Source organism: Microbacterium sp. No. 7 (genome assembly GCF_001314225.1).
GTDB lineage: Bacteria > Actinomycetota > Actinomycetes > Actinomycetales > Microbacteriaceae > Microbacterium.
On sequence record NZ_CP012697.1, the window covers coordinates 1,613,585 to 1,635,971 of the forward strand.

The 22,387-nt window shown below is 74.9% G+C and carries 21 protein-coding genes and 1 riboswitch; of the genes, 18 read left to right on the forward strand and 3 right to left on the reverse strand.

The features are described 5' to 3' along the window. Positions 1-44: 44 nt before the first annotated feature. From hemE to hemL, 8 genes are read left to right on the forward strand one after another with little or no spacing between them, the layout of a single operon-like run. The gene (hemE, locus tag AOA12_RS07350) at positions 45-1,106 is read left to right on the forward strand and encodes a uroporphyrinogen decarboxylase (protein WP_082406057.1); all 1,062 of its coding nucleotides are present in this window, start codon (positions 45-47) and stop codon (positions 1,104-1,106) included. Then, positions 1,103-2,512: a protoporphyrinogen/coproporphyrinogen oxidase gene (locus tag AOA12_RS07355; RefSeq protein WP_156366440.1), complete on the forward strand. Its 1,410-nt coding sequence runs from the start codon at positions 1,103-1,105 to the stop codon at positions 2,510-2,512. The genes hemE and AOA12_RS07355 overlap by 4 nt, the downstream gene beginning before the upstream one ends. Then, entirely contained in the window at positions 2,509-3,171 is a 663-nt protein-coding gene (hemQ, locus tag AOA12_RS07360) for a hydrogen peroxide-dependent heme synthase (protein ID WP_054681575.1), read from the forward strand. Before AOA12_RS07355 ends, hemQ begins: the two co-directional genes overlap by 4 nt. Next, complete coding sequence (locus AOA12_RS07365; protein ID WP_054681577.1) at positions 3,171-4,406, forward strand: ferrochelatase; 1,236 nt, start codon at positions 3,171-3,173, stop codon at positions 4,404-4,406. Before hemQ ends, AOA12_RS07365 begins: the two co-directional genes overlap by 1 nt. Next, positions 4,349-5,323: a hydroxymethylbilane synthase gene (hemC, locus tag AOA12_RS07370; RefSeq protein ID WP_054681578.1), complete on the forward strand. Its 975-nt coding sequence runs from the start codon at positions 4,349-4,351 to the stop codon at positions 5,321-5,323. The genes AOA12_RS07365 and hemC overlap by 58 nt, the downstream gene beginning before the upstream one ends. Beyond that, positions 5,320-6,093, forward strand: a complete 774-nt coding sequence (locus tag AOA12_RS07375) for a uroporphyrinogen-III synthase (protein ID WP_054681580.1) — start codon at positions 5,320-5,322, stop codon at positions 6,091-6,093. The genes hemC and AOA12_RS07375 overlap by 4 nt, the downstream gene beginning before the upstream one ends. Beyond that, a complete protein-coding gene (gene hemB, locus AOA12_RS07380) occupies positions 6,090-7,085 on the forward strand; it encodes a porphobilinogen synthase (protein ID WP_054681582.1) in 996 nt (331 codons plus the stop codon). Before AOA12_RS07375 ends, hemB begins: the two co-directional genes overlap by 4 nt. Then, positions 7,082-8,380, forward strand: a complete 1,299-nt coding sequence (gene hemL / locus AOA12_RS07385) for a glutamate-1-semialdehyde 2,1-aminomutase (protein WP_054681584.1) — start codon at positions 7,082-7,084, stop codon at positions 8,378-8,380. The genes hemB and hemL overlap by 4 nt, the downstream gene beginning before the upstream one ends. Positions 8,381-8,597: 217 nt before the next feature. On the opposite strand, the gene AOA12_RS07390 is transcribed toward hemL, so the two are convergent. Further along, positions 8,598-9,446: a hypothetical protein gene (locus AOA12_RS07390; RefSeq protein ID WP_054681587.1), complete on the reverse strand. Its 849-nt coding sequence runs from the start codon at positions 9,444-9,446 to the stop codon at positions 8,598-8,600. 157 nt (positions 9,447-9,603) lie between these two features. Here AOA12_RS07390 and AOA12_RS07395 point away from each other — a divergent pair, with 157 nt between their 5' ends. The 4 genes from AOA12_RS07395 to AOA12_RS07410 are packed head-to-tail and all read left to right on the forward strand — an operon-like array spanning position 9,604 to position 14,157. Further along, positions 9,604-11,274, forward strand: a complete 1,671-nt coding sequence (locus AOA12_RS07395) for an SGNH/GDSL hydrolase family protein (RefSeq protein WP_156366441.1) — start codon at positions 9,604-9,606, stop codon at positions 11,272-11,274. A gap of 5 nt (positions 11,275-11,279) precedes the next feature. Next, positions 11,280-12,122 (forward strand): 16S rRNA (adenine(1518)-N(6)/adenine(1519)-N(6))-dimethyltransferase RsmA, encoded by an 843-nt coding sequence (gene rsmA, locus AOA12_RS07400; protein ID WP_054681591.1) that lies wholly within the window; start codon positions 11,280-11,282, stop codon positions 12,120-12,122. A gap of 26 nt (positions 12,123-12,148) precedes the next feature. Further along, the gene (locus AOA12_RS07405) at positions 12,149-13,222 is read left to right on the forward strand and encodes an aldo/keto reductase (RefSeq protein ID WP_054681593.1); all 1,074 of its coding nucleotides are present in this window, start codon (positions 12,149-12,151) and stop codon (positions 13,220-13,222) included. Further along, positions 13,219-14,157, forward strand: a complete 939-nt coding sequence (locus AOA12_RS07410; RefSeq protein WP_054681595.1) for a 4-(cytidine 5'-diphospho)-2-C-methyl-D-erythritol kinase — start codon at positions 13,219-13,221, stop codon at positions 14,155-14,157. Before AOA12_RS07405 ends, AOA12_RS07410 begins: the two co-directional genes overlap by 4 nt. An 81-nt stretch (positions 14,158-14,238) precedes the next feature. Here the strand turns inward: AOA12_RS07410 and AOA12_RS07415 are convergent, their stop codons facing one another. Next, positions 14,239-14,655, reverse strand: coding sequence for a hypothetical protein (locus tag AOA12_RS07415; RefSeq protein WP_054681597.1), 417 nt, complete (start codon positions 14,653-14,655; stop codon positions 14,239-14,241). A 192-nt stretch (positions 14,656-14,847) separates the two neighbouring features. On the opposite strand from AOA12_RS07415, the gene AOA12_RS07420 reads away from it, so the two are divergent. From AOA12_RS07420 to AOA12_RS07435, 4 genes are all read left to right on the forward strand, one after another. Beyond that, positions 14,848-16,164, forward strand: a complete 1,317-nt coding sequence (locus AOA12_RS07420) for a GNAT family N-acetyltransferase (RefSeq protein ID WP_054681598.1) — start codon at positions 14,848-14,850, stop codon at positions 16,162-16,164. A gap of 128 nt (positions 16,165-16,292) precedes the next feature. Beyond that, positions 16,293-16,384: riboswitch (TPP riboswitch) on the forward strand. Next, a complete protein-coding gene (thiM, locus tag AOA12_RS07425; protein ID WP_054681600.1) occupies positions 16,376-17,185 on the forward strand; it encodes a hydroxyethylthiazole kinase in 810 nt (269 codons plus the stop codon). It overlaps the preceding riboswitch by 9 nt. Then, positions 17,182-17,835, forward strand: a complete 654-nt coding sequence (thiE, locus tag AOA12_RS07430; protein ID WP_054681601.1) for a thiamine phosphate synthase — start codon at positions 17,182-17,184, stop codon at positions 17,833-17,835. The genes thiM and thiE overlap by 4 nt, the downstream gene beginning before the upstream one ends. Continuing rightward, on the forward strand, positions 17,832-19,337 hold the full coding sequence (locus tag AOA12_RS07435; RefSeq protein ID WP_231637199.1) for a bifunctional hydroxymethylpyrimidine kinase/phosphomethylpyrimidine kinase: 1,506 nt from the start codon (positions 17,832-17,834) through the stop codon (positions 19,335-19,337). The genes thiE and AOA12_RS07435 overlap by 4 nt, the downstream gene beginning before the upstream one ends. 570 nt (positions 19,338-19,907) lie before the next feature. On the opposite strand, the gene AOA12_RS07440 is transcribed toward AOA12_RS07435, so the two are convergent. Next, positions 19,908-21,494, reverse strand: a complete 1,587-nt coding sequence (locus tag AOA12_RS07440) for an SAM-dependent methyltransferase (protein ID WP_054681605.1) — start codon at positions 21,492-21,494, stop codon at positions 19,908-19,910. 67 nt (positions 21,495-21,561) lie between these two features. Here AOA12_RS07440 and AOA12_RS07445 point away from each other — a divergent pair, with 67 nt between their 5' ends. Together AOA12_RS07445 and AOA12_RS07450 are read left to right on the forward strand one after the other, a co-directional pair. Next, complete coding sequence (locus AOA12_RS07445) at positions 21,562-22,143, forward strand: helix-turn-helix domain-containing protein (RefSeq protein WP_054681606.1); 582 nt, start codon at positions 21,562-21,564, stop codon at positions 22,141-22,143. Between the two features lie 51 nt (positions 22,144-22,194). Continuing rightward, on the forward strand, positions 22,195-22,386 hold the full coding sequence (locus tag AOA12_RS07450; RefSeq protein ID WP_054681608.1) for a hypothetical protein: 192 nt from the start codon (positions 22,195-22,197) through the stop codon (positions 22,384-22,386). The last annotated feature ends 1 nt before the right edge of the window (position 22,387 follow it).

The following is a 22,387-nucleotide window of genomic DNA, read 5'->3' on the forward strand; positions in this document are numbered from 1 at the left end:
CCTCCACACACCCCTTTCACGCGCACGGCACCGGCTCGTCGCGACTGGTCCGGGCACTGCGCGGCGATCGGCCCGAGGTCACCCCGGTCTGGTTCATGCGGCAGGCCGGCCGCTCGCTCCCCGAGTACCGCGCGCTCCGGCGGCGCGGCACGATGCTCGAGGCCTGCCTCGACCCGGCGATCGCGAGCGAGGTCACGCTGCAGCCCGTGCGCCGCCACGGCGTCGACGCCGCGGTGTTCTTCAGCGACATCGTCGTGCCGCTGAAGCTGCTGGGGCTCGACGTGGAGATCGCGGCGGGACGGGGGCCCGTCTTCACCGAGCCCGCGCGCACGGCCGCCGACATCGCGCGCGTCACCGCGATCGACCCCGCGCTCGTCGACGAACGCGGCGACGCGATCGTCGAGGCGGTGCGGCGCACGGTGGCCATGCTCGCCGACGAGGGCGACCGTCGCGGCGAGGCCCTGCCGCTCATCGGCTTCGCCGGCGCGCCGTTCACCCTGGCCGCCTATCTCGTCGAGGGCGGGCCGTCGAAGGACCACCTCGCCGCCCGCCGCCTCATGCACGCCGACTCCGCGGCGTGGCACGACCTCGTGGCGTGGCTCGCGGAGGTCACCGGCCGCTTCCTCGCGCTGCAGGTGCGCGCGGGCGCGAGCGCCGGCCAGCTCTTCGACTCGTGGGCCGGGGCGCTCTCGCCCGCCGACTACCGCGCGCACGTGCTGCCGGCGTCGGCCGCGGCGCTCGAGCCCGTCCGTGCGCACGACGTGCCGCTCATCCACTTCGGCGTCGGCACGGGCGAGCTGCTCGCCGACATGGCATCCCTCGACATCGACGCGATCGGCGTCGACTACCGGGTGCCCCTCGACGTCGCCCGTGCCCGCGTCGGCCGCGACCTCACCGTGCAGGGCAACCTCGACCCCGCGCTGCTGTTCGCCCCCGAGCCCGTGCGCACCGCCGCGGTCGAGCGCGTGCTGACGGAGGGCCTCGCCGCGCGCGCTCACGTGTTCAACCTCGGCCACGGCGTGCCGATGGACGCCGACCCCGACGCCATCGGCGACGTCGTCCGCGCGGTGCACGCGTGGCGTGCGCCGGAACGGGCGCGACCGTGACGCACGATCTCGTGATCGTCGGCGGCGGCGTCGCCGGCCTGGTCGTCGCGTACGACGCGGCGCGCGCCGGACTGCGCGTGCGCCTGTACGAGGCCGACGACGACACCGGGGGCCTGCTGCGCCGCGGCGACCTCGACGGGATCGCCGTCGACCTGGGCGCCGAGTCGTTCGCGACGCGCACGAGCGGCGTCGCCGCGCTCGCCGCCGAGCTGGGGCTCCCGGTGATGCCGCCGCGCGCGGGGAGCGCCCGCCTGATCGTGCCAGGCGATGCCGGCGATGCGGGGCATGCCGCAGACGCGGCGGATCCTGGGGATGCCGGCGTTCCCGCCGTGCGCCGTGCGCCGCTGCCGCGCCGCACGGTCGTCGGCATCCCGGCCGATCCGCTCGCCGACGACGTCGTGCGCATCATCGGCGCGCAGGCCGCCCGCCGCGCCGCCGACGAGATCTCCGCGCCCGTGCCGGCGGTCGAGCCGTCGCTCGCCGCGCTCGTCGCCGAGCGCTGCGGACGGGGACTCGTCGAGCGCCTCGTCGACCCGCTGTGCCAGAGCGTCTACTCGCGCCCCGCCGACCGGGTGCGGCTCTCCCGGATCAACCCCGCGCTGTGGGCGGCGTTCGTCGAGACCGGGTCGCTGCGCGCCGCCGCGGCGCGCGTCGCGAGCGCGGCGCCCGCGGGCGCCGCCGTCGCCGGCGTCGTCGGCGGGATGTGGCGCCTGCCCGCGGCGCTGCGGGAGCGCGCCGTGCAGGACGGCGCCGACATCCGCACGGGCGTGCGCGTGCACGCCGTGGAGCCGGGTCCGGGCGGCGTCGAGGTGCGCGCCGCCGGCGCGGACGGGGACGAGACGGTGCGCGCGGAACGCGTCGTGATCGCGACGGGCCCCGCCGCCGCCCGCCGCCTGCTCGGCGGCGCCGTCCCCGACCCGCCGGGCGCCGACGCGCCCGGGCATGCCGTGCGGCTCGTCTCGGCCCTCGTGACGTCGTCGGCGCTCGACGGCTACCCCGTCGGCTCGGGCGCGATCGTCGCCGACGGGGTCGCGTCGGCCGCGAAGGCCCTCACGCACACCACCGCGAAGTGGCCCTGGGCCGACCTCGGCCCCGGACGCCATCTCGTGCGCCTCTCCGCGCGCGACGCCGCCGCGGCCGGCCTCGACACGCCCGCCGCGGTCGCGCGCGAGCTCACGCTGCTCACGGGCGTCCCGGTCGCGCCCGCCGACATCGCGGCGATGCGCACCGTCACGTGGTCCGACGCCGTCGTCACCGACGCGCTGCCCGCCGCCACCGTCCTCACCGCCGCCCAGGGCGGCATCCACCTCGCCGGCGCCGTGGTCGCCGGCACGGGCCTGGCCTCGGTCGTCCCGCACGCCCGCGACCTGGCCCGACACCTCACCCTCGCAAGGAGCATCGCATGACAGACCAGCTCGGCTACGCCCTGTTCGCCGTTCTCGGCGGCCCCCGCCCCCGCGCCGGGGCCCCGGAGGGGCTTCCCGCGCTCGCCGCCGCGGTCGAGGCGCTGCCCGCCGCGGGCGTCACGCTGCGCGGCTTCTACGACGTCACGGGCATGCGCGCCGACGCCGACCTCATGATCTGGCTGCACGGCGAAGACCCCGCCGCGCTGCAGAAGGCGCTGCGCGAGCTGCGCCGCACCCCGGCGCTCGCCGGCTTCTCGTGCGTCTGGAGCGCCATGGGCGTGCACCGCGAGGCGGAGTTCAACAAGCGGCACGTGCCCGGCTACCTGCGCGGCGAGCACGCGCGGGGCTGGCTGTGCGTCTACCCGTTCGTGCGCAGCTACGAGTGGTACCTGCTGCCCGACGAGGAGCGCTCCGCCATGCTCGCCCAGCACGGCCGCAAGGGCGCCGCCTTCACCGACGTCGTCGCCAACACGATCTCGACGTTCGGCCTGAGCGACTACGAGTGGCTGCTGCCGCTGGAGAGCGACAACCTCACGAGCCTCGTCGACATGATGCGCGACCTGCGCGCGACCGACGCCCGCCGCCACGTGCGCGAGGAGGTCCCGTTCTACACGGGCCGTCGCGTCGAGCCCACCGAGCTCGCCGAGGTGCTGAGCTGATGACCGCCCTGCACGACACCGGCGTCGCCGCGACCGGCGCGGCGCGCGCCAAAGTCCCGGCCGCCACCCGGCCCGCGCCGCTCGCCGAGGGCGCGCTCGTGCCCGCCGGCACCGCTGCGACGCGCGGGGGAGCGCCCTTCGCGACGCAGCCCGTCGACTACGACGCCGTGCTGCTGCTCGGCTTCGGCGGACCCGAGGGCCAGGACGACGTCATCCCGTTCCTGCGCAACGTGACGGCCGGCCGCGGCATCCCCGACGAGCGCCTCGAGGAGGTCGCGCACCACTACCGCCACTTCGGCGGGGTGTCGCCCATCAACGACCACAACCGCGCGCTGCGCGCCGCCCTGCAGGCCGAGCTCGACGGCCGCGGCCACCGCCTGCCCGTGTACTGGGGCAACCGCAACTGGGCCCCGTACGTCGACGAGGCGCTGCAGCGGGCGTTCGACGACGGACACCGCAGCATCCTCGCGATCGCCACGAGCGCCTACAGCTCCTACTCGTCGTGCCGCCAGTACCGCGAGGACCTCGCCGACGCGCTGGAGGCGACGGGCCTGCCGCTGGAGATCGACAAGGTGCGCGAGTTCTTCGACCACCCCGGCTTCGTCACGCCGTTCGTCGACGGCCTGCGCGCGGGCATCGCGCAGCTCGCCGAGCGCGGGATCGACGTCGCCGACGCCGAGATCCTGTTCTCGACGCACTCGATCCCGAACGTGGATGCCGACCGGTCGGGCGCTCCGGAGGACGGCTTCGGGCCCGGCGGCGCCTACCTGGCGCAGCACCTGGCCGTGGCCGAGCAGATCATGGCGCAGCTGGGCGACCGGTGCCCGTGGCAGCTGGTGTTCCAGAGCCGCTCGGGCCCCGCGCACGTGCCGTGGCTGGAGCCCGACATCAACGACGCGATGCAGGACCTTCCGGCGCGCGGGCGGAAGGCCGTGCTCATCGTGCCGCTCGGCTTCGTGAGCGACCACATGGAGGTGATGTGGGACCTCGACACCGAGGCGCTGCAGACCGCCGCCGACCTCGGCCTCGCCGCCGTGCGCACCGCGACGCCCGGGCTGCACCCCGCCTTCGTCGCGGGCCTCGCCGACCTCGTCGAGGAGCGGCTGCAGGGCACGCCACCCGAGCGGCGCCCACACCTCACGGCCCTCGGCCCCGCCTACGACGTGTGCCGTCCCGGATGCTGCGAGAACACCCACCGCGGGTTCCGCCCGGCCCTCGCGGGGGTCATTCCGTGACGTTGCGCCTCGGAACCCGGGCGAGCCTGCTCGCCACGACCCAGTCGGGCCACGTCGCCGACGCGCTGCGGGCGGCGACCGGCCAGGACGTCGAGCTCGTGCCGATCACGACCGACGGCGACGTGCTCACCGGTCCGCTCGCCCAGCTCGGCGGCACCGGCGTGTTCGTCGCCGCGCTGCGCGACGCCCTGCTGCGCGGCGAGTGCGACCTGGTCGTGCACTCCATGAAGGACCTGCCCACCGCGCCCGTGCCCGGCCTGCGCATCGGCGCCGTGCCCGCGCGGCAGAGCGCCCGCGACGTGCTGTGCGCCCGCGACGGGCTCTCGTTCGACGACCTGCCCCGGGGCGCCCGCGTCGGCACCGGCTCGCCGCGCCGTGTCGCGCAGCTGCGTGCCCGCCGTCCCGACCTGCGCGTCGACGGCATCCGCGGCAACGTCGACACGCGGCTGCGCAAGGTGACCGACGGCGAGTTCGACGCGATCGTGCTCGCCGAGGCGGGCCTCAACCGCATCGAGCGCGCGGGCGTGATCACCGACCGCTTCCCCTGGCCGGCCTCGGCCGGCCAGGGGGCGCTCGCCGTCGAGATCCGTGACGACGACGCCGGCATGGCCGCCGCGGTCGCGGCCGTCGACGACGCCGATGCGCGCACGACCGCGCTGCTCGAGCGCGCCGTGCTGCACCGGCTCGAGGCCGGGTGCGCGGCGCCCGTCGGCATCGCCGCGCAGACCGACGCCGACGCGGTGCGGCTCGTCGCCGAGGTGTACGCGCTCGACGGCACGCGGTCGGTGCGCGCCGAGCGCGCGGTCTCGCGCGCGGACGCCGTCGAGGACGCCCCGGCGGTCGCGGAGCTTGTCGTCGCCGAGCTGCTCGCCGGCGGGGCGGCGGCGCTCGCCGACCTCGGCGGGAGCGCCCGGTGAGCCTGCGCGGCCGGCGCGTGCTGATTCCGAGGCGGGGCGCGTGGGGCGAGCGGGTGCGCGCCGACGTCGACGGGCGCGGCGGCATCGGCGTCATCGCCCCGCTCATCGCCTCGGCTCCGCCCCGCGACGAGGAGGCGCGCGATCGGGCGTTCGCGGCCCTCGCGGCGGGCGAGTACGAATGGCTGTTCGTGACGAGCGCGGCCGCCGTCGAGCAGCTGGTGCGGCACGGCGTCCGCGTGCCCGCCACGACGAGCATCGCCGCCGTCGGCCGCGCGACGGCCCGCGCCGTGGCGGACGCCGGCTTCGAGGTCGCGTTCGTCCCCGACGGCCAGGCCTCGGCGGCGACCCTCGTGACGCAGTGGTGCGCCGCGCACACGCCCGGCGAGGCGGGGCGCTGCCTGATCGTGCGCTCCGACCTGGCGACCGCCTACGTGAGCGACGAGCTGGAGCTGCGCGGCTTCGACGTCGACGTGTGCATCGGCTACCGCACGGTGGGCGTCGACCTCGAGCCCGACGTGCTCGAGGACGTGCGCTCGGGGCGGATCGACGTCGTGCTCCTGACCTCGCTGAGCGTCGGCCGCGAGCTGCGACGACAGGTCGGACCGCTGCCCGCGGGCACGTTCGTCGCGTCGATCGGCCCGGGCACGACGCGCGACGCGGAGGCGATCGGCTATACCGTGAGTCATACCGCGCATGCGCAGTCGATCGATGCGCTCGTCGCCGAGCTCGATGCGCTCATGCCCGACGTCACCGCAGAGGAGAACCCGTGACCGTCTTCCCCGACCGGCGGCTGCGCCGCACGCGCGCGACGCCCGCACTGCGGCGCCTCGTCGCGCAGACGCGACTGCATCCGGCGCAGCTCGTGCTGCCGGTGTTCGTCAAGGAGGGCATCGACGCGCCGCAGCCGATCGCGAGCATGCCGGGCGTGTCCCAGCATCCGCTCGACGGGCTGGCGGCCGTCGTCGACGAGGCGGCACGTGCCGGCATCGGCGGCGTCATGCTGTTCGGCGTGCCCGCCGGGCGCGACGCGACCGGCACGGGCGCGGTCGACCCGGGCGGCATCCTGAACCGTGCGATCCGCGTGGCCGCGGAGGCGGCCGCGGGACGCCTCACGGTGCAGGCCGACCTGTGCCTCGACGAGTTCACCGACCACGGGCACTGCGGCGTGCTCGACGAACGCGGCGGCGTGGACAACGACGCCACGCTGGAGATCTACGCACGCATGGCGGTCGCGCAGGCCGAGGCGGGCGCCGACGTGCTGGGGCTGTCCGGCATGATGGACGGCCAGGTCGCCGCGGTGCGGCAGGCGCTGGATGCCGCGGGGCACACCGGCGTCGTGATCCTCGCCTACGCGGCGAAGTACGCGTCGGCGTACTACGGGCCGTTCCGCGACGCCGTCGAGTCGACGCTCACGGGCGATCGGCGCACGTACCAGCTCGACCCCGCCAACGCGCGCGAGGGCGTCGAGGAGGCGCTCGCCGACATCGACGAGGGCGCCGACGTCGTGATGGTCAAGCCGGCCGGACCCTACCTCGACGTGCTGGCGCGGGTCGCCGACGTGTCGTCGGTGCCAGTGTGGGCCTACCAGGTGTCGGGGGAGTACGCGCTCATCGAGAACGCCGCGGCCGCCGGGCTGGTCGACCGCGAGCGCGCCATCGGCGAGACGCTCGTCGGCATCCGCCGGGCGGGCGCCGAGACGATCCTGACGTACTGGGCGATCGAGGCCGCCGGCTGGCTGCGCGACGGAAGGGACCTGGCATGAACGAGGAGCTGTTCGCCCGCGCGCAGGGCGTGATCCCGGGCGGCGTCGACTCGCCCGTGCGCGCCTACGGCTCGGTCGGCGGCACGCCGCGGTTCTTCGTCGAGGCGTCGGGCGCCTACGTGACGGATGCCGGCGGGCGCCGCTACGTCGACCTCGTCGCCGGATGGGGACCGGCGCTGCTCGGCCACGCGCATCCCGAGGTGATCGACGCCGTGGTCACGGCGGCGCGGCGGGGCCTGTCGTTCGGCGCCCCCAACCCGAGCGAGACGGAGCTGGCGGAGCTCATCCGCGAGCGCGCCCCGTTCGCCGAGCGCGTGCGGCTCGTCTCGACGGGCACGGAGGCGACGATGACCGCGATCCGCCTCGCGCGCGGCGCGACGGGCCGCGACCTCGTGGTGAAGTTCGCCGGTCACTACCACGGCCACTCCGACGGCCTGCTGGCCGAGGCCGGCTCGGGCGTCGCCACGCTCGCGCTGCCGGGCTCGGCGGGGGTGCCCGCGGCGATCGCCGCGCAGACGCTGGTGCTGCCCTACAACGACCTGTCCGCGCTCGAGGAGGCCTTCGCGTCGCACCCCGGGCGCATCGCGGCCGTCATCACCGAGGCGGCCGCCGCGAACATGGGCGTCGTGCCGCCCGTCGCGGGCTTCACGGCGTCGCTCGCGGCGATGTGCCGTCGCGACGGCGCGCTGCTCATCAGCGACGAGGTGCTCACCGGCTTCCGGGCGGGGCCCAGCGGATACTGGGGCGTGCTGCGCGATGCCGGCGAGCGCACGCTGCCCGACCTCGTGACGTTCGGCAAGGTCGTGGGCGGCGGGATGCCGGTGGCCGCGGTGGGCGGGCGCGCCGACGTCATGGGCCTGCTGGCTCCGGCCGGTCCCGTGTACCAGGCGGGCACCCTGTCGGGCAATCCCGTGGCGGTCGCGGCGGGCCTGGCGACGCTGCGCCTGGCCGACACGGCCGTGTACGAGAGGCTGCGCGAGGCGTCGCGCGTGCTGGCGGACGCCGTGCACGCCGCGCTCAACGCGGCCGGGATGCCGCACGTCGTGCAGCGCGCCGGCACGCTGTTCAGCGTGTTCTGGGGCGAGCGCGTCGCGCACGGCGTGGCCGACTACGCCGCGGCGACGCGGCAGGACACCGCGGCATACGTCCGGTTCTTCCACGCGATGCTCGACGCGGGCGTGTCGCTGCCGCCGTCGGCGTTCGAGGCGTGGTTCGTCACCGCCGCGCACGACAACGAGGCGCTCGCGCGCGTGATCGACGCGCTCCCCGCCGCCGCCCGCGCCGCCGCCGGATAACCGGCCGCACCCGGCACAGGAGAAATCACCGGGACAGGTGCAATCACCGGCGCGGGACAGATCACCAGCGCAGGAGAAATCACCGGGACAGGACGATGTGCCACGGATCGTCCTGCCCCGGTGATTTCTCCTGTACCCGTGATGCGCATGGGCACTGACCCCGCGGACACCGCGGGGTCAGGAGGCCTGCGGGTCAGGAAGCCAGGGGGCCAGGGCCTCAGGGGGTCTCGGCGGGGTCGGGCTCGTCGCCGGCCGGCTCGGTGTCGTCGGCCGGAGTGTCGTCGGCCGGGGCGTCGGACGGCTCGACGAACGTGAAGCCGCACTCGTTGGACTCCTGCTTGATGGTCTGCTGGGCCGGCATCCGCTTGCCCTCCGCGTAGGCCTGGGCGACCGTGCCGGTGCGGATCTCGTTGGCCTCCGACTCCAGGTTCACGTAGCGGGCCTCCTCGCACAGGTGGAACACCTTGCCGGCCGGGGTCCAGTACACCTGGTCCTGTCCCGTGATGGCGATGATCTGCTGCGTCTCGCTCGCGTACTGCTCCTGCGACACCGGCGCCCAGTCGGCGCTCTGCCAGAACACGAGACCCGCGACGACCACGCCGATGACGCCCGCGACGGCCTTCTGCGTGCCGTTGAGGTTCTTGCTCAGCAGCACGACGATGATGAGCGGCAGGAACGCGATGACGGTGATGATCGCGCCCAGCTGGTTCTGCACGAAGAAGCGGAACCTGTCCTTCTCGGATGCCGGGTCGAGGCGGTTCGCCTTCTTCCACAGCCACGAGCCGCCCAGCGCGAGCGCGCCGATCACGACGAACGCGACGATCAGCCAGATCGTGTGCGCGGTCGTGAACGGCACCTGCCGCAGCAGCCAGAACAGGGCGAACAGCTCGGCGGCGATCGCGACCGCCCACAGGCCCGCCGCGATCCACCGGAAGGTGACGGCCTTCTTCTTCGCCTCGGGCGTCGGCGTCCACGCCGGCCCCTCCGATTCCGGCGCCTTCGCCGGTGCGGCGGTCGAGGCCTTCACGACCTTCTTCGATCGTGCGGTCTGGCTCTCCTCGGTCATGCGACGCTCCCCTTCGTGTCAAGTACCGGTGCCGCGATCATCGTAGCGGTCGGGCGTGGCCGGGTCGGTGCTCGTCGCCTCCGCCGGGGGAAGCGCGCACGGCCGTCGTATTTCACGGCGCGGCCCGGTCGTTCGCGGCATCGCGCAGGGTAGCGTCGTGAGCACTGTGAAGCGACGGACCGGATCGATCGCGGCGGCACTCGTCTCCGCGCTCCTCGTCGTAGGCCTGCTGCCGGCCGGCGTGGACGCCGCGGCCGCGATCCCGGCGTCGGCTCCCGCGGTGCAGCGCGTCGCGCGCGCCGCGGCGCTGCCCCTGTCGAGCCCGATCGATCAGCTCTGGCTCCGCAACCAGCCGCAGTTCGGGGCGCCGCTGGCGCGGGGACTGTGCTTCGCGAACGGCGCGTGCGCGCGCCGGTTCCAGGACGGCGTGATCACCTGGGCCCCGGCCATCGGCGTTGGCATCGTGCCGGAGGGGGCCGTCCATCGGCAGTACGAGGCGATGGGCGGCGCGGGAGGCGTGCTCGGGCCCGCCGTCGACCGGCGCCTGCGAGAGCTCCCGGACGGCGGCGCATGGCAGCGGTTCGCGGGCGGCGGCGTGTTCCAGCGGCCGGACGCGACCGAGGCGCACGCGGTGCTCGGCGACGTCTGGGCGGCATGGAGCCAGGCGGGCCGCGAGCACGGCGCGCTCGGCTACCCCCTCAAGAACGAGTACACGATCGCCGGCGGCACCGCCCAGGACTTCGAGCGGGGCAGGATCCTCTGGTCGCCGGCGACGGGAGCGCACGCCCTCGTCGGCGGGATGCTGTCGTCGTGGAGCGATCGCGGCGGCGAACGGTCGTGGCTGGGATTCCCCGTCGGCGAGGAGCACGAGGTGCCGGGAGGCGTCAGCCAGGTGTTCCAGGGCGGCGAGCTGTACTGGCATCTCGCGACGCAGCAGGTGGTCGGCGTCGCCGCCGGGGGGATCCGCGACCGCTACCACGAGTACGCGGGCCAGTACGGCCCGCTGGGCCTCCCCACGGGCGAGAAGACCGCGTACGCGGACGGCTTCCTGCAGCGGTTCGAGGGCGGCGCGATCGTGTGGGGCCCCCGCACCGGCGCGGCGACGATCACCCACCGCGCCCTCGACGCGTGGCTGCAGGACCCGGCGGGGTACGGCTGGCCCACGCAGGACTCCGTGGCCGACCCCGCGCGCGGGTCGATCGACACGTTCGAGAACCGCCAGGTCATCACCTTCGACGACCGCCTCTGGTCGGCCGAGCCCGTCGACGAGGGCACCGCGATCCTCATCTGCGACTCGCAGTGCCAGCTGGACAGCTGGGTCGAGCAGGGCGTGCGCGCGGCCGGATACCCGCACGTCGTCGAACGCGCCTTCGGGGGCGGCGGATACGGCGCGTCGTCCTCCGCGCTCGGATCGTCCGTGCCCCAGGCGCTGCGGACCGACGGCTTCCTCCTTCCGCAGGGCTCGCCCGGCCTCGTGGTCGTGACCCTCGGCGGCAACGACGCGAGCCAGGGGATCTCCGACGGCGTGATCGGCGACGAGGAGCGTGCGCTCGTCGAGATGCTCCGCGCGCGGTATCCCGACGCGGAGCTCGTCGTGAACGGCGTGATGAGCCGATCGAGCGCGGACCATCAGCGGCGCCGGGCCGTGGACGCCCTCGTCGTCCGCACCGCGCAGGAGCTGGGCGTGCACGCGATCTCCGTCGCGGGGTGGGCGTCGGCCCACGGCGCCGCCTATCTCGACGGCGTGCACCTGTCGCAGGCGGGACATGACACGATCGGGGCCGCCTACGCCGAGGCGCTGAGGGCGGCGCTGGGAAATATAGGCTGAAGCCCATGCCCGTGACCCTGCTCGGCGCCGCCGAGATCCGCGCGCTCGCCGCCGAGCTCGACGTGACGCCGACCAAGAGGCTCGGCCAGAACTTCGTCGTCGACGCCAACACGGTGCGCAAGATCGTGCACGTCGGCCGCGTCACGGCATCCGATCGCGTCGTCGAGGTCGGCCCGGGCCTCGGCTCGCTGACCCTCGCGATCCTCGAGACCGGCGCCGCCGTGACCGCGGTCGAGATCGACCATCGGCTCGCGGCCCGGCTCGCGGCGACGGCCGAGGCGCACGGCGTGCCCGCCGGGGCGCTGACCGTCGTCGACGCCGACGCCCTCGGCGTCACGCGGCTCCCGGGCGACCCCAACGTGCTCGTCGCCAACCTTCCCTACAACGTGAGCGTCCCCGTGCTGCTGCACTTCATGCAGACCTTCCCCGGCCTCGAGCGCGGCGTCGTCATGGTGCAGGCCGAGGTGGGGGAGCGCCTCGCGGCGCCGCCCGGCTCCAAGGTCTACGGCGCGCCGAGCGTCAAGGCCGCGTGGTACGGCCCCTGGCGCCTCGCCGGCACCGTCTCGCGGCAGGTGTTCTGGCCCGTGCCCAACGTGGACAGCGTGCTCGTCGCCTTCGAGCGGGATGCCGAGCCGCGAGGCTCCGACGAGGAGCGGCGCCGCGTGTTCGAGATCGTGGACGCCGCGTTCCAGCAGCGCCGCAAGATGCTCCGCCAGGCGCTGTCGGGCGTGCTCGGCGGGTCGGCGGCATCCGCGTCGGCGATCCTCGAGCGGGCCGGCGTCGACCCCACCGCTCGTGGCGAGAACCTGTCGGTCGACGACTATCACCGCATCGCGCTCGCGCCCTGAGGCCGCCGCCCGACTAGCCTGAACGCATGAGCCCCAACGAGCCGCGCTTTCCCCCCGCGCGCGGCGGAGACCTGCACCGCCCGTACACCGCCGCCGAAGACCGCTACACCGTCGCCGACTACCGCCAGGTGGGCACGAGCGGCCTGTACCTGCCGCCGATCTCGCTCGGCCTGTGGTGGAACTTCGGCGACAACATCCCGTTCGACGACCAGCGTGCGCTGCTGCGGCACGCGTTCGACCGGGGCATCACGCACTTCGACCTCGCCAACAACTACGGGCCGCCGTACGGCTCGGCCGAGACGAACTTCGGCCGCATGATGCGCGAGGACTTCGCCCCCTACCGCGACGAGCTCATCATCTCGTCGAAGGCCGGCTGGGACATGTGGCCCGGACCCTACGGCCAGCAGAGCGCGCGCAAGTACCTCCTCGCGAGCGCCGACCAGTCGCTGACGCGGATGGGCCTCGACTACGTCGACGTCTTCTACTCGCATCGCTTCGACGCCGTCACGCCGCTCGAGGAGACGGTCGGCGCGCTCGACACGCTCGTGCGGCAGGGCAAGGCGCTCTACGTCGGCATCTCGTCGTACAGCGCCGAGCGCACCGCCGAGGCCGCGGCGATCGCCCGCAGCCTGGGCACGCCGCTGGTGATCCACCAGCCCGCGTACTCGATCCTCAACCGCTGGATCGAGGACGGGCTCACAGGCGTGCTGGCGCAGGAGGGGATGGGGGCGATCGCCTTCACGCCGCTCGCGCAGGGACTGCTGACCTCGAAGTACCTTGGCGACGGCACGGCCGTGCGCGCGCAGCAGCGCGGCTCGCTGCGCGGCGACCGGCTGAGCGAGCACGGGCTCGCGACCCTCCGCGGTCTCGACGTGATCGCGCGCGAGCGCGGGCAGTCGCTCGCGCAGCTCGCGCTCCAGTGGGTGCTGCGCGAGCCGGTCGTGACGTCGGCGCTCATCGGCGCCTCCCGCCCGGAGCAGCTCGACGAGAACCTCGCGGCGCTCGACGGCCCCGCGTTCACGATCGAGGAGCTCGAGCGCATCGACGCCCTCTCCGACGGGCTCGACGTGGACCTCTGGGCCACGTCGGCTCAGGCATGAGCCTCGCGCGCGCGTTCGCCGATCGCGTGCACGCACGCGCCCCGGGCAAGATCAACGTCTCGCTCGACGTGGGGCCGCGGAAGGACGACGGGTACCACGACCTCGTCTCGGTCTTCCTGGCCGTCTCGCTGTACGAGGACGTCGTCGTGAGCCACTCCGACGGGTTCAGCGCACGCATCACGGGCGACATCGACGTGGCCGGCGTGCCCGTCGACGAGACGAACCTCGCGGTGCGGGCCGCCCGGCTCGTGGTCGAGGAGGCCGGCTGGAACGGCGGGGTGCACCTCGACATCCACAAGCGCGTCCCGGTCGCGGGCGGCATGGGCGGGGGGTCGGCGGATGCCGCGGCCGCCCTCGTCGCGGTCGACGACCTGCTGCACGCGGGTCTCGGCGCTCCGCGGCTGCACCGGCTGGCGGCGCGTCTGGGCGCCGACGTGCCCTTCGCGCTGCACGGCGGCGCCGCCGTGGGCGTGGGGCGCGGCGACGAGCTCACGCCGGCCCTCACGGGCGGCCGCTTCGACTGGGCCCTGGTCTCCCACCCCCAGGGACTGTCGACGCCGGCCGTGTATCGCGAGTTCGACCGCCTGCGCGAGGGCGACGATGCCGCCGCGTGCGGCTCGACGGCGGCGGGCGACACCGCCGTGCTGCAGGCGCTGCGCGCGGGCGACCCGCGCGCCCTGGCGGCCGCGGTGTTCAACGGCCTGCAGCCCGCGGCGCTCAGCCTGCGGCCCGATCTGGGCGCCGTGCTCGTGGACGGCGTGGAGCGCGGGGCCCTCGCGGGCATCGTCTCGGGATCGGGGCCGACGCTCGCCTTCCTCGCCGGCGGCGAGAGCGACGCCCGGGCGCTCGCCGCGAGCCTGGTCACCGCGGGTCACGACGCGCGGCACGTGCACGGGCCGGTGCACGGCGCGCACATCGTCAGCCGCGCCGGATGACGATGTGACGCCCGTCTCCGGACGGTGGGGCACCCGGCCGTGGGCCGGATGCCCCACCGTCTCGGAACCGGGCGGTGCGGGTCAGAGGAAGAACGTCGCCGACTCGAAGAGGATCTCGTTGTCGCGCACGTGATAGGTCTCGGTGCCGTGGCGGCCGTCGCCGAGGTCGACGATGAGGTGGCCGTACTCGCCCTTCGTGATGAGCAGCCGCAGGGCGGGCGGCGTGCCGTCGCTCGAGGCCAGCGCCGCCTCGAAGCTGTCGATGTTGTCGCGCACCCAGTCGGCCACGCCCTGGCGGCCGATGACGAGTCCGTCGGCGAGGGTCGTGGACACGACGGTGTTCTCGGCGTAGTCGGCGGCGATGGTGTCGGGGTCGCGGGTGGTCATCGCCTGCATGTGGCGCTGCATGACCGCGAGCGTGGCGGCCGAGACCGGGTCGAGCTCGTCGGCGCTCATGTCGACGTCATCGGTGTTCACGGTGAGGTTGTCCGTGCTCATGTCATCTCCTTTGATGATCCTGCGGTTGGGGTCGCCCGCGGTCGCCGGTGGCGTCCGCCGTGGCGGGTCGTGGAACTCGACGATGAGTCCTGCATTCTATTGTTCACAGAACTGCAAACTTTTACCAGTCATTCGGGATTTGATTTTCCTGAGACCGCCCCATGTCGGACACCCCGCGTAGCCTGGGACGCGATGAACGATCTCGCCCGCTCCCACCACGACGCCCCTCTCGACGATCTCTCCCTCGCCGCCGTCGCCGGCCAGGGGCTCGCCCTGCGCCGGGTCGACGACGCCGACGCCGCGCAGGTCGCCGCCTGGCTCGACGCCGTGTCGCGCGGCTTCCTCGACGGCGAACGCAACGAGACCCAGCACCGGGCGTTCTTCGACCTCCTGGGCTACCGCCGCAAGCTCGGCGTGTACGACGAGGACGCGCCCCATCCCGAGACGCCGTCGGCCACGTTCGCATCGTGGGCCGCGGAGCTGACGGTGCCCGGCGGCACCGTCCCCACGTGCGCGATCACGTCGGTCACGGTCGCCCCCACGCATCGCCGCCGCGGCCTGCTCCGCAGCCTCATGACGGGCGAGCTGCGCACCGCGGCATCGCTGGGCCTGCCGGTCGCGACCCTGACCGTGAGCGAGTCGGGCATCTACGGCCGGTTCGGGTTCGGCCCGGCGGCGCACGCGACGTCGTGGACGATCGCGTCGCGTCGCGCGACGTGGACCGGCCCGATCGCCCCGGGGCGCGTCGACTTCGTGTCGCGGGAGCACGCGCGCACGCTCGTCGAGGCGCTGCACGAGCGCATCCGCCGCACGTCGCCCGGCGAGGTCGACATGCCGGGAGGGCACTGGGACCGCTTCCTGGGCACGCGGCCCGACGCGGAGAAGGCCGATCAGCGGCGCGTGCTGCAGTACCGCTCGCCCGCGGGAGAGGTCGACGGCCTCGTGCTCTACAGCGTCACCGAGAACGAGCACGACTACTCCGAGTCGACGCTCGACGTGGCCCTGCTGATGGCGGCGACCGACGAGGCGTACGCCGGCCTCTGGCGCTTCCTGCTCTCGATGGACCTGATCGGCACGGTCCGGGCGGGCGAGCTGTCGACCGACGAGCCGCTGTGGTGGATGATCGCCGACCAGCGGGCCGCGAGGATCGCGGTGCGCGACCACCACTACGTGCGCATCCTCGACGTGCCGGCGGCCCTGCGGGCGCGCCGCTTCGGGGCGCCCGGACTCGTCGCGCTCGAGGTCGCCGACGCCCTGGGGCTCGCCGAGGGACGCTGGCTGCTGCGCGCCGACGCCGACGGCACGGGCCACGTCACCGCCTGGGAGGGCGCCGCGCCCGCCGGTGCGATCACCGCCCGCCTGGGCGTCGCCGAGCTGTCGGCCGCCTACCTCGGCGGCGTGTCGCTCGCGACGCTCGCGCGCGCGGGTCGCGTCGAGACGACGGATGCCGACGCGCTCGCCCGCGTCTTCGGATGGTCGCGGGCGCCGCGGCTCAGCTACTGGTACTGAACGGCGGGCGACTGGTGCCGAACGGCGGGTGCTGGTGCTGAGCGGCGCGCCGAGGCGGAGCCGCGCCGGCCGGCGGTGAGCCGCGCGCGCCGCCCGGCTCTGCGCGAGCCCGGGTAGGGTGAGAGACATACCGTGACACGGGGTGCCCCGCGGGGCTGAGAACACACCCGTCGAACCTGATCTAGCTCGTACTAGCGAAGGGATGTCGCGCATGACGCGCACGCCAGAAGACCTGCTCGAATTCACCTGTTCCGCGCTCGACCGGCTGCGCGAGAGCCAGCCGCTCGTGCAGTGCATCACCAACAGCGTCGTCGTGAACGTCACGGCCAACGCGCTCCTGGCCCTCGGCGCCTCGGCCGCCATGGTCGACATCCCCGAGGAGGCGGGCCCGTTCGCGCGCGTCGCCTCGGGGCTGCTCGTGAACCTCGGCACGCCCACGGCCGAGCAGCGCGAGGCCATGCGCGAGGCCGTCGTCGCCGCGAACGAGGCGGGCACGCCCTGGGTGCTCGATCCCGTCGCTGTGGGGGCGCTGCCCGTGCGCACGCCCCTCGGCCATGCGCTGCGCGACCTGCGGCCCGCCGTCATCCGCGGCAACGCGTCGGAGATCCTCGCCGTCGCGGGCACGGGCGCCGGCGGCCGCGGCGTCGACGCCACCGACGACGTCGACAGCGCCGAGCCGGTCGCCCGAGAGCTGGCCGCGCGCACGGGCGGTGTCGTCGCCGTCTCGGGGCCCGTCGACCTCGTGACCGACGGGGAGCGCACGGTCCGCATCGCGAACGGCACGCGGCTGCTGACGCTCGTGACGGGCGGCGGCTGCGCGCTGGGCGCCGTCATCGCCGCGTTCGCGGGCCTCGACGACGACCGCTTCGCGACCACCGTCGCCGCGATCGCGGTCTACACGGTCGCCGCCGAGGTGGCCGGGGAGCGCTTCCCCGCCCCGGGCACGTTCGCACCCGCGTTCCTCGACGCGCTCCACGCGCTCGACGCCGACACCCTGCGTGCACGGGCGGCGCTGTCATGACCGTCGACCTCTCGCTCTACCTGGTGACCGACGCGGGGCTCGCCGATGCCGCCGGCCACGACCTCGCCGATCTCGTCGCGGCCGCCGCGTCGAACGGCGTCACGGCGGTGCAGATCAGGGAGAAGGACGCGCCGGCGCGCGTCTTCCTCGACACGGTGCTGCGCGTGGCCGCCGTGACGCCCCCGCACGTCTCGCTGCTCGTGAACGACCGCGTCGACGTCTTCCTCGCGGCGCGCGCCGCGGGCGCCCGTGTCGCGGGCGTGCACGTCGGGCAGTCGGACCTGCCGGTCGACGCGGTGCGCGCGCTGATCGGCGCCGATGCCGTGCTGGGCCTGAGCGCCGCGACCGAGGACCAGCTGCGCGGCGCGGCCGCCAGCCGCGCGCGGGTCGACTACGTCGGCGTCGGCGCCGTGCACGCCACGCCCACCAAGAAGGACGCGCCGCCCGCACTGGGCCATGACGGTTTCGCGCGGCTCGCGGCGGCCAGCATCCTGCCCGCCGTCGCGATCGGCGGGGTGAAGGCCGACGACGTTCCCGCCCTGCGCCGCGCGGGCGCCGCGGGCGCCGCCGTGGTGTCGGCGATCTGCGCGGCCGAGGATCCCGGCGTCGCCGCCCGCGCGCTGCGCGCCGCATGGGAGGCCGCCGCATGACCGCGCGCCGCCCCGTTCCGCGGGTGCTGAGCATCGCGGGCACCGATCCGACCGGCGGCGCCGGCATCCACGCCGACCTGAAGAGCATCGCGGCGAGCGGCGGCTACGGCATGGCGGTCGTCACGGCGCTCGTCGCGCAGAACACGCGCGGGGTGCGCTCGGTGCACGTGCCGCCGGTGCCGTTCCTCGCCGAGCAGCTCCAGGCGGTCTCCGACGACGTCGAGATCGATGCCGTGAAGATCGGGATGCTCGGCACGACGGAGGTCATCGAGACGGTGCGGGCGTGGCTCGACCGCGTCGCGCCCCCGGTCGTCGTGCTCGATCCCGTCATGGTCGCCACGAGCGGCGACCGGCTGCTCGACGCCGACGCCGAGCAGGCGCTGCGCGATCTCGCCTCCCGGGTCCATCTCGTCACGCCGAACGTGCCGGAGCTGGCGATCCTCGCAGGCGAGCCCGTCGCGGCCGGCTGGGAGGATCTCGTCGCGCAGGCCGCGCGCGTCTCGGCGCGGCTGGGCGTGCGCGTGCTCGCGAAGGGCGGGCACCTGTCGGGCGCGTCGCTGCCCGACGCGCTCGTCGACGCGACCGGCGAGGCCGTCCGGGTCGCCGAGTTCGCCGGGGTGCGCATCGAGACGACGAGCACGCACGGCACCGGATGCTCGCTCTCGTCGGCCGTCGCGACCCGCTACGCGGCCTCGGGCGACTGGCACGAGGCCGTCGCCGAGTCGAAGCGCTGGCTCGCCGAGAGCATCCGCCACGGTGCGGCGCTCGAGGTCGGCGCGGGGTACGGGCCGGTCAGCCATTTCGCCGGCCTGTGGGAGCGCGGCGGCACGGCGACGCGGCCGTCGCCCGAGGAGGTCGCGCGCGACTGGTGGGAGCACATCGACGGCATCCGCGCCGGCATCGACGAGCTGCCGTTCGTGCGCGGGCTCGGCGACGGCACGCTCGACCGGGCCGCGTTCACCTGGTATCTCGCGCAGGACGCGCTGTACCTGCGCGACTACTCGCGCGCCCTCGCGGAGGCGAGCAGGCTCGCCCCGACGGCCGAGGAGCAGGTCTTCTGGGCGACGGGCGCGCAGTCGGCGATCGCCGCCGAGCTGCAGCTGCACGAGAGCTGGGTCTCGGCCGCCGACATCGCGGAGACACGGCCCAGCGATGTCACGACCGCCTACCTCGACCACCTGCGCGCCGCGTCGTTCCGGGGTGGCTACCCCGAGCTGATCGCCGCGCTGCTGCCGTGCTACTGGCTCTACCAGGACATCGGCGAGCGCCTGCGCGCGCTGTCTCACGCGGACCATCCGTACGGGTCGTGGCTCGACACGTACGGCGACCCGGTCTTCGCCGCATCCACGCGTCGCGCGATCGACATCGTCACGCGCGCGGCCGCGGATGCCGACGAGCAGACGCGCCGCACCATGCGGGAGGCCTTCCGCCGGTCGGCCGCACACGAGCACGCGTTCTTCGCAGCCCCGCTCGCGGGCGGGGCGTCCCTCCCCGCTGGTTGAGCAGCCCGCGCAGCGGTCCGTGGGAGGGATCTCGATACACTCGCGGCTCCGCCGCGAGCACTCGATCAGCGGGTGTGGGCGCCTGCCTCTGGGTGAGCACTCGATCAGCGGGTGGTGGCGGGGCCGCTGCCGCGGGGCCTCTCGTCCCCGCTGGTTGAGTAGCCCGCGGAGCGGGCGTATCGAAACCCGTGTAGCGGCCCGTGGGAAGGATCTCGATACACTCGCGGCTCCGCCGCGAGCACTCGATCAGCGGGTGTGGGCGCCTGCCTCTGGGCGAGCACTCGATCAGCGGGTGGTGGCGGGGCCGCCGCCGCGGGGCCTCTCGTCCCCGCTGGTTGAGTAGCCCGCGGAGCGGGCGTATCGAAACCCGTGTGACGGCCCGTGGGAAGGATCTCGATACGCTCGCGGCTCCGCCGTGAGCACTCGATCAGCGGGGTGGTGGGGGAGCCCGCCCCGGTCGCGGGCACTCGGTCGGCGGGGTTGAACCGCGGCGATGTGCGGGTGCGTGTCGCCAGCACCCGCACATTGCCGCGGTTGAAGCGTGTTCTGGGTCGGTCCAGGCAGCCGCGGTCAGGCGAGGCGGCGCGCGAGCACGACGGTGTCGTCGAGCGCGGCGGTCTGGCCGTCGAGGCCGACCGCCTCGCGCGTGCGGGTCTCGGCGGTCACGATCCGCCAGTGCGCGGGGTCGAGGCCGAGCTGCGCGACCTCCTCTTCGGTGGTGGGGAACCGGTGCGCGTGCCCGTCCGCGTCGGCGTGCGCGGCCGCCGACCACGGCGGTGGCGCGGCGTGCGAGGTGATGAGCAGGTGGCCGCCGGGTGCGACGCGCGCGGCGGCGCGGCGCAGGATCTCCTCGCGCGGCAGCTCGACGGGCGAGTGCAGGAAGCTCGCGGTGACGAGGTCGTCCTCGCCCTCCGGCAGCGCCGCGAGGTCGACGGCCAGGAATCGTGCGCGATCGGCGACGCCCGCCGCCTCCGCGGCCGCGGTCGCGCGGCGCACCGCCGTCGGCGAGATGTCGATGCCCGTCGCCTGCCAGCCCTGCTGCGCGAGCCAGATCACGTCGGCGCCCTCCCCGCAGCCGAGGTCGAGGGCGCGTCCGGGCGTGAGGGACGAGGCGACGTCGGCGAGCACGCGGTTGACCCGGCCCGACCAGACGCGGTCCGAGCCCGCGTAGCGCTCCTCCCAGTAGTCGGCGGGGGCGACGCGGTGCCAGGTCGCGGCCTCGCGCGCCGCGGCGGTGTCCCAGGTCACGAGCGCGGCGTTGACCGCCGCCCCGGTCATCGACCCCGCGCCGATCGACAGCGGCACGTTCGCGCGCGGGTCGGCGACGTTGCCCACGGCCCACACGCGCTCGTCGCTGGTGCCTCCCATCTCGTCGACGGCGAGGAAGGCGCCGAACGGCGTCTCGGCGCGCCGCAGCGCCAGCGGGGCGAGGGCGTCGTCGAGGGGACGCGGCGCGCCCGCGGTGAAGATCGCGTCGACGGCGACCTCGCGTCCGTCGGCGAGACGCACGAACGCGATGCCGGTGCCGTCGCCGACGATCTCGGCGACGGGCTCGGGCTCCAGCGCGATGCCGCGCGCCCGCAGGTCGTGCTCGCGGTCGTCGTCCAGCGGGCCGAGCCCGGCGGAGAACACCGTCACCCGGTCGCTCCACTGGCGCACGAGCTCGGCCTGGTGCAGGCCGAGCGGCGACGTGGTCAGCACGCCGAGGCGCCGGTCCCGCACCTCCCAGCCGTGGCAGTACGGGCAGTGCAGCACCGTCGTGCCCCAGCGCTCGGCGAGGCCGGGGACCTCGGGCAGCTCGTCGCGGAGTCCCGTGGCGACGACGACGGTGCGCGCCGTGAGCACGGCGCCGTCGTCGAGCACGACGCGCAGTCCGGGTGCCGCGTCCTCGACGCGCGTCACGGTGCCGTCGGCGAAGGCGACCCCGTAGGCGGCGGCCTCGTCGCGGCCGCGGGCGCGCAGCTCGTCGGGCGAGAGGCCCTCGAGCCCCAGCACGCCGTGCATGTGCGCCGCGAACCGGTTGCGCGGCCGGCCCGCGTCGACCACGAGCGTGCGGCGGCGCGCCCGTCCGAGCATGAGCGCCGCCGACAGGCCCGCGGGCCCGGCGCCGACGACGATGACATCCCAGGTCTGTTCGTGCGAGTCGTGTGCGTGCATGCGCCCAGCCTGACCGGCATACTGATGATGTTGCAAACGAGTTTGCGGAATTGGCAAGGAGACGCGGATGCCGGAAGAACGCGCCCCGCAAGACCGGGTGCAGGACGAGCTCGGGCAGATCGGTCCCCGGCTGCGCACGGCCCGGCGCGCCCGGGGCCTCACGCTCGACGAGCTGGCGTCGAGCGCGGGGATGTCGGCGAGCACGCTCTCCCGGCTGGAGTCGGGCAAGCGGCAGGCGAGCCTGGAGCTGCTCCTGCCGCTGACCCGCCGGCTCGGCATCCGCCTCGACGACCTGCTGCCGCCGGCGCCCGAGGACCCGCGGGTGCGCCGGCCCGTGATCCGCCGTGAGGGCATGGTCATCGCGCCGCTCGCCCCCGAGGGGTCGCCGGTGGAGACCTACAAGATCACCTACCTGCCGATGGCCGACCCGCCCGCGCCGCGCGTGCACGACGGGTACGAGTGGCTGTACGTGCTGGCGGGCCGGCTGCGCCTGCGGCTGGGGGAGCAGGACCTCGTGCTGACCCGCGGAGAGGCGGCCGAGTTCGACACGCGCACGCCGCACGCCATGTCGGCCGCCGGCGGGCGGCCCGCGCAGGTCCTCAGCATCTTCAACGGGTCGGGCGCGCGCATGCACACGCACACGGGCTGAGCCCGTGGCGCCCGCCGCCCGTTGCGTGCGCCGCGGGCGTAGCATGAGCACATGGCGAGCACCCCGGCGACACCGCTGCCGTGGACCGATCCGCGCGACGAGATCTCGTTCAGCGTGCTGATGGCGAACGGCCGGCTCGCGCCGCGCGCGTTCGCGGACCGCGCGGAGGCCGAGGCGTGGGCGCGCCCCGAGGAGGGCGATCAGGTCGTCTCGTTCAACCGCATCTGCGAGTGCGACTCCTGAG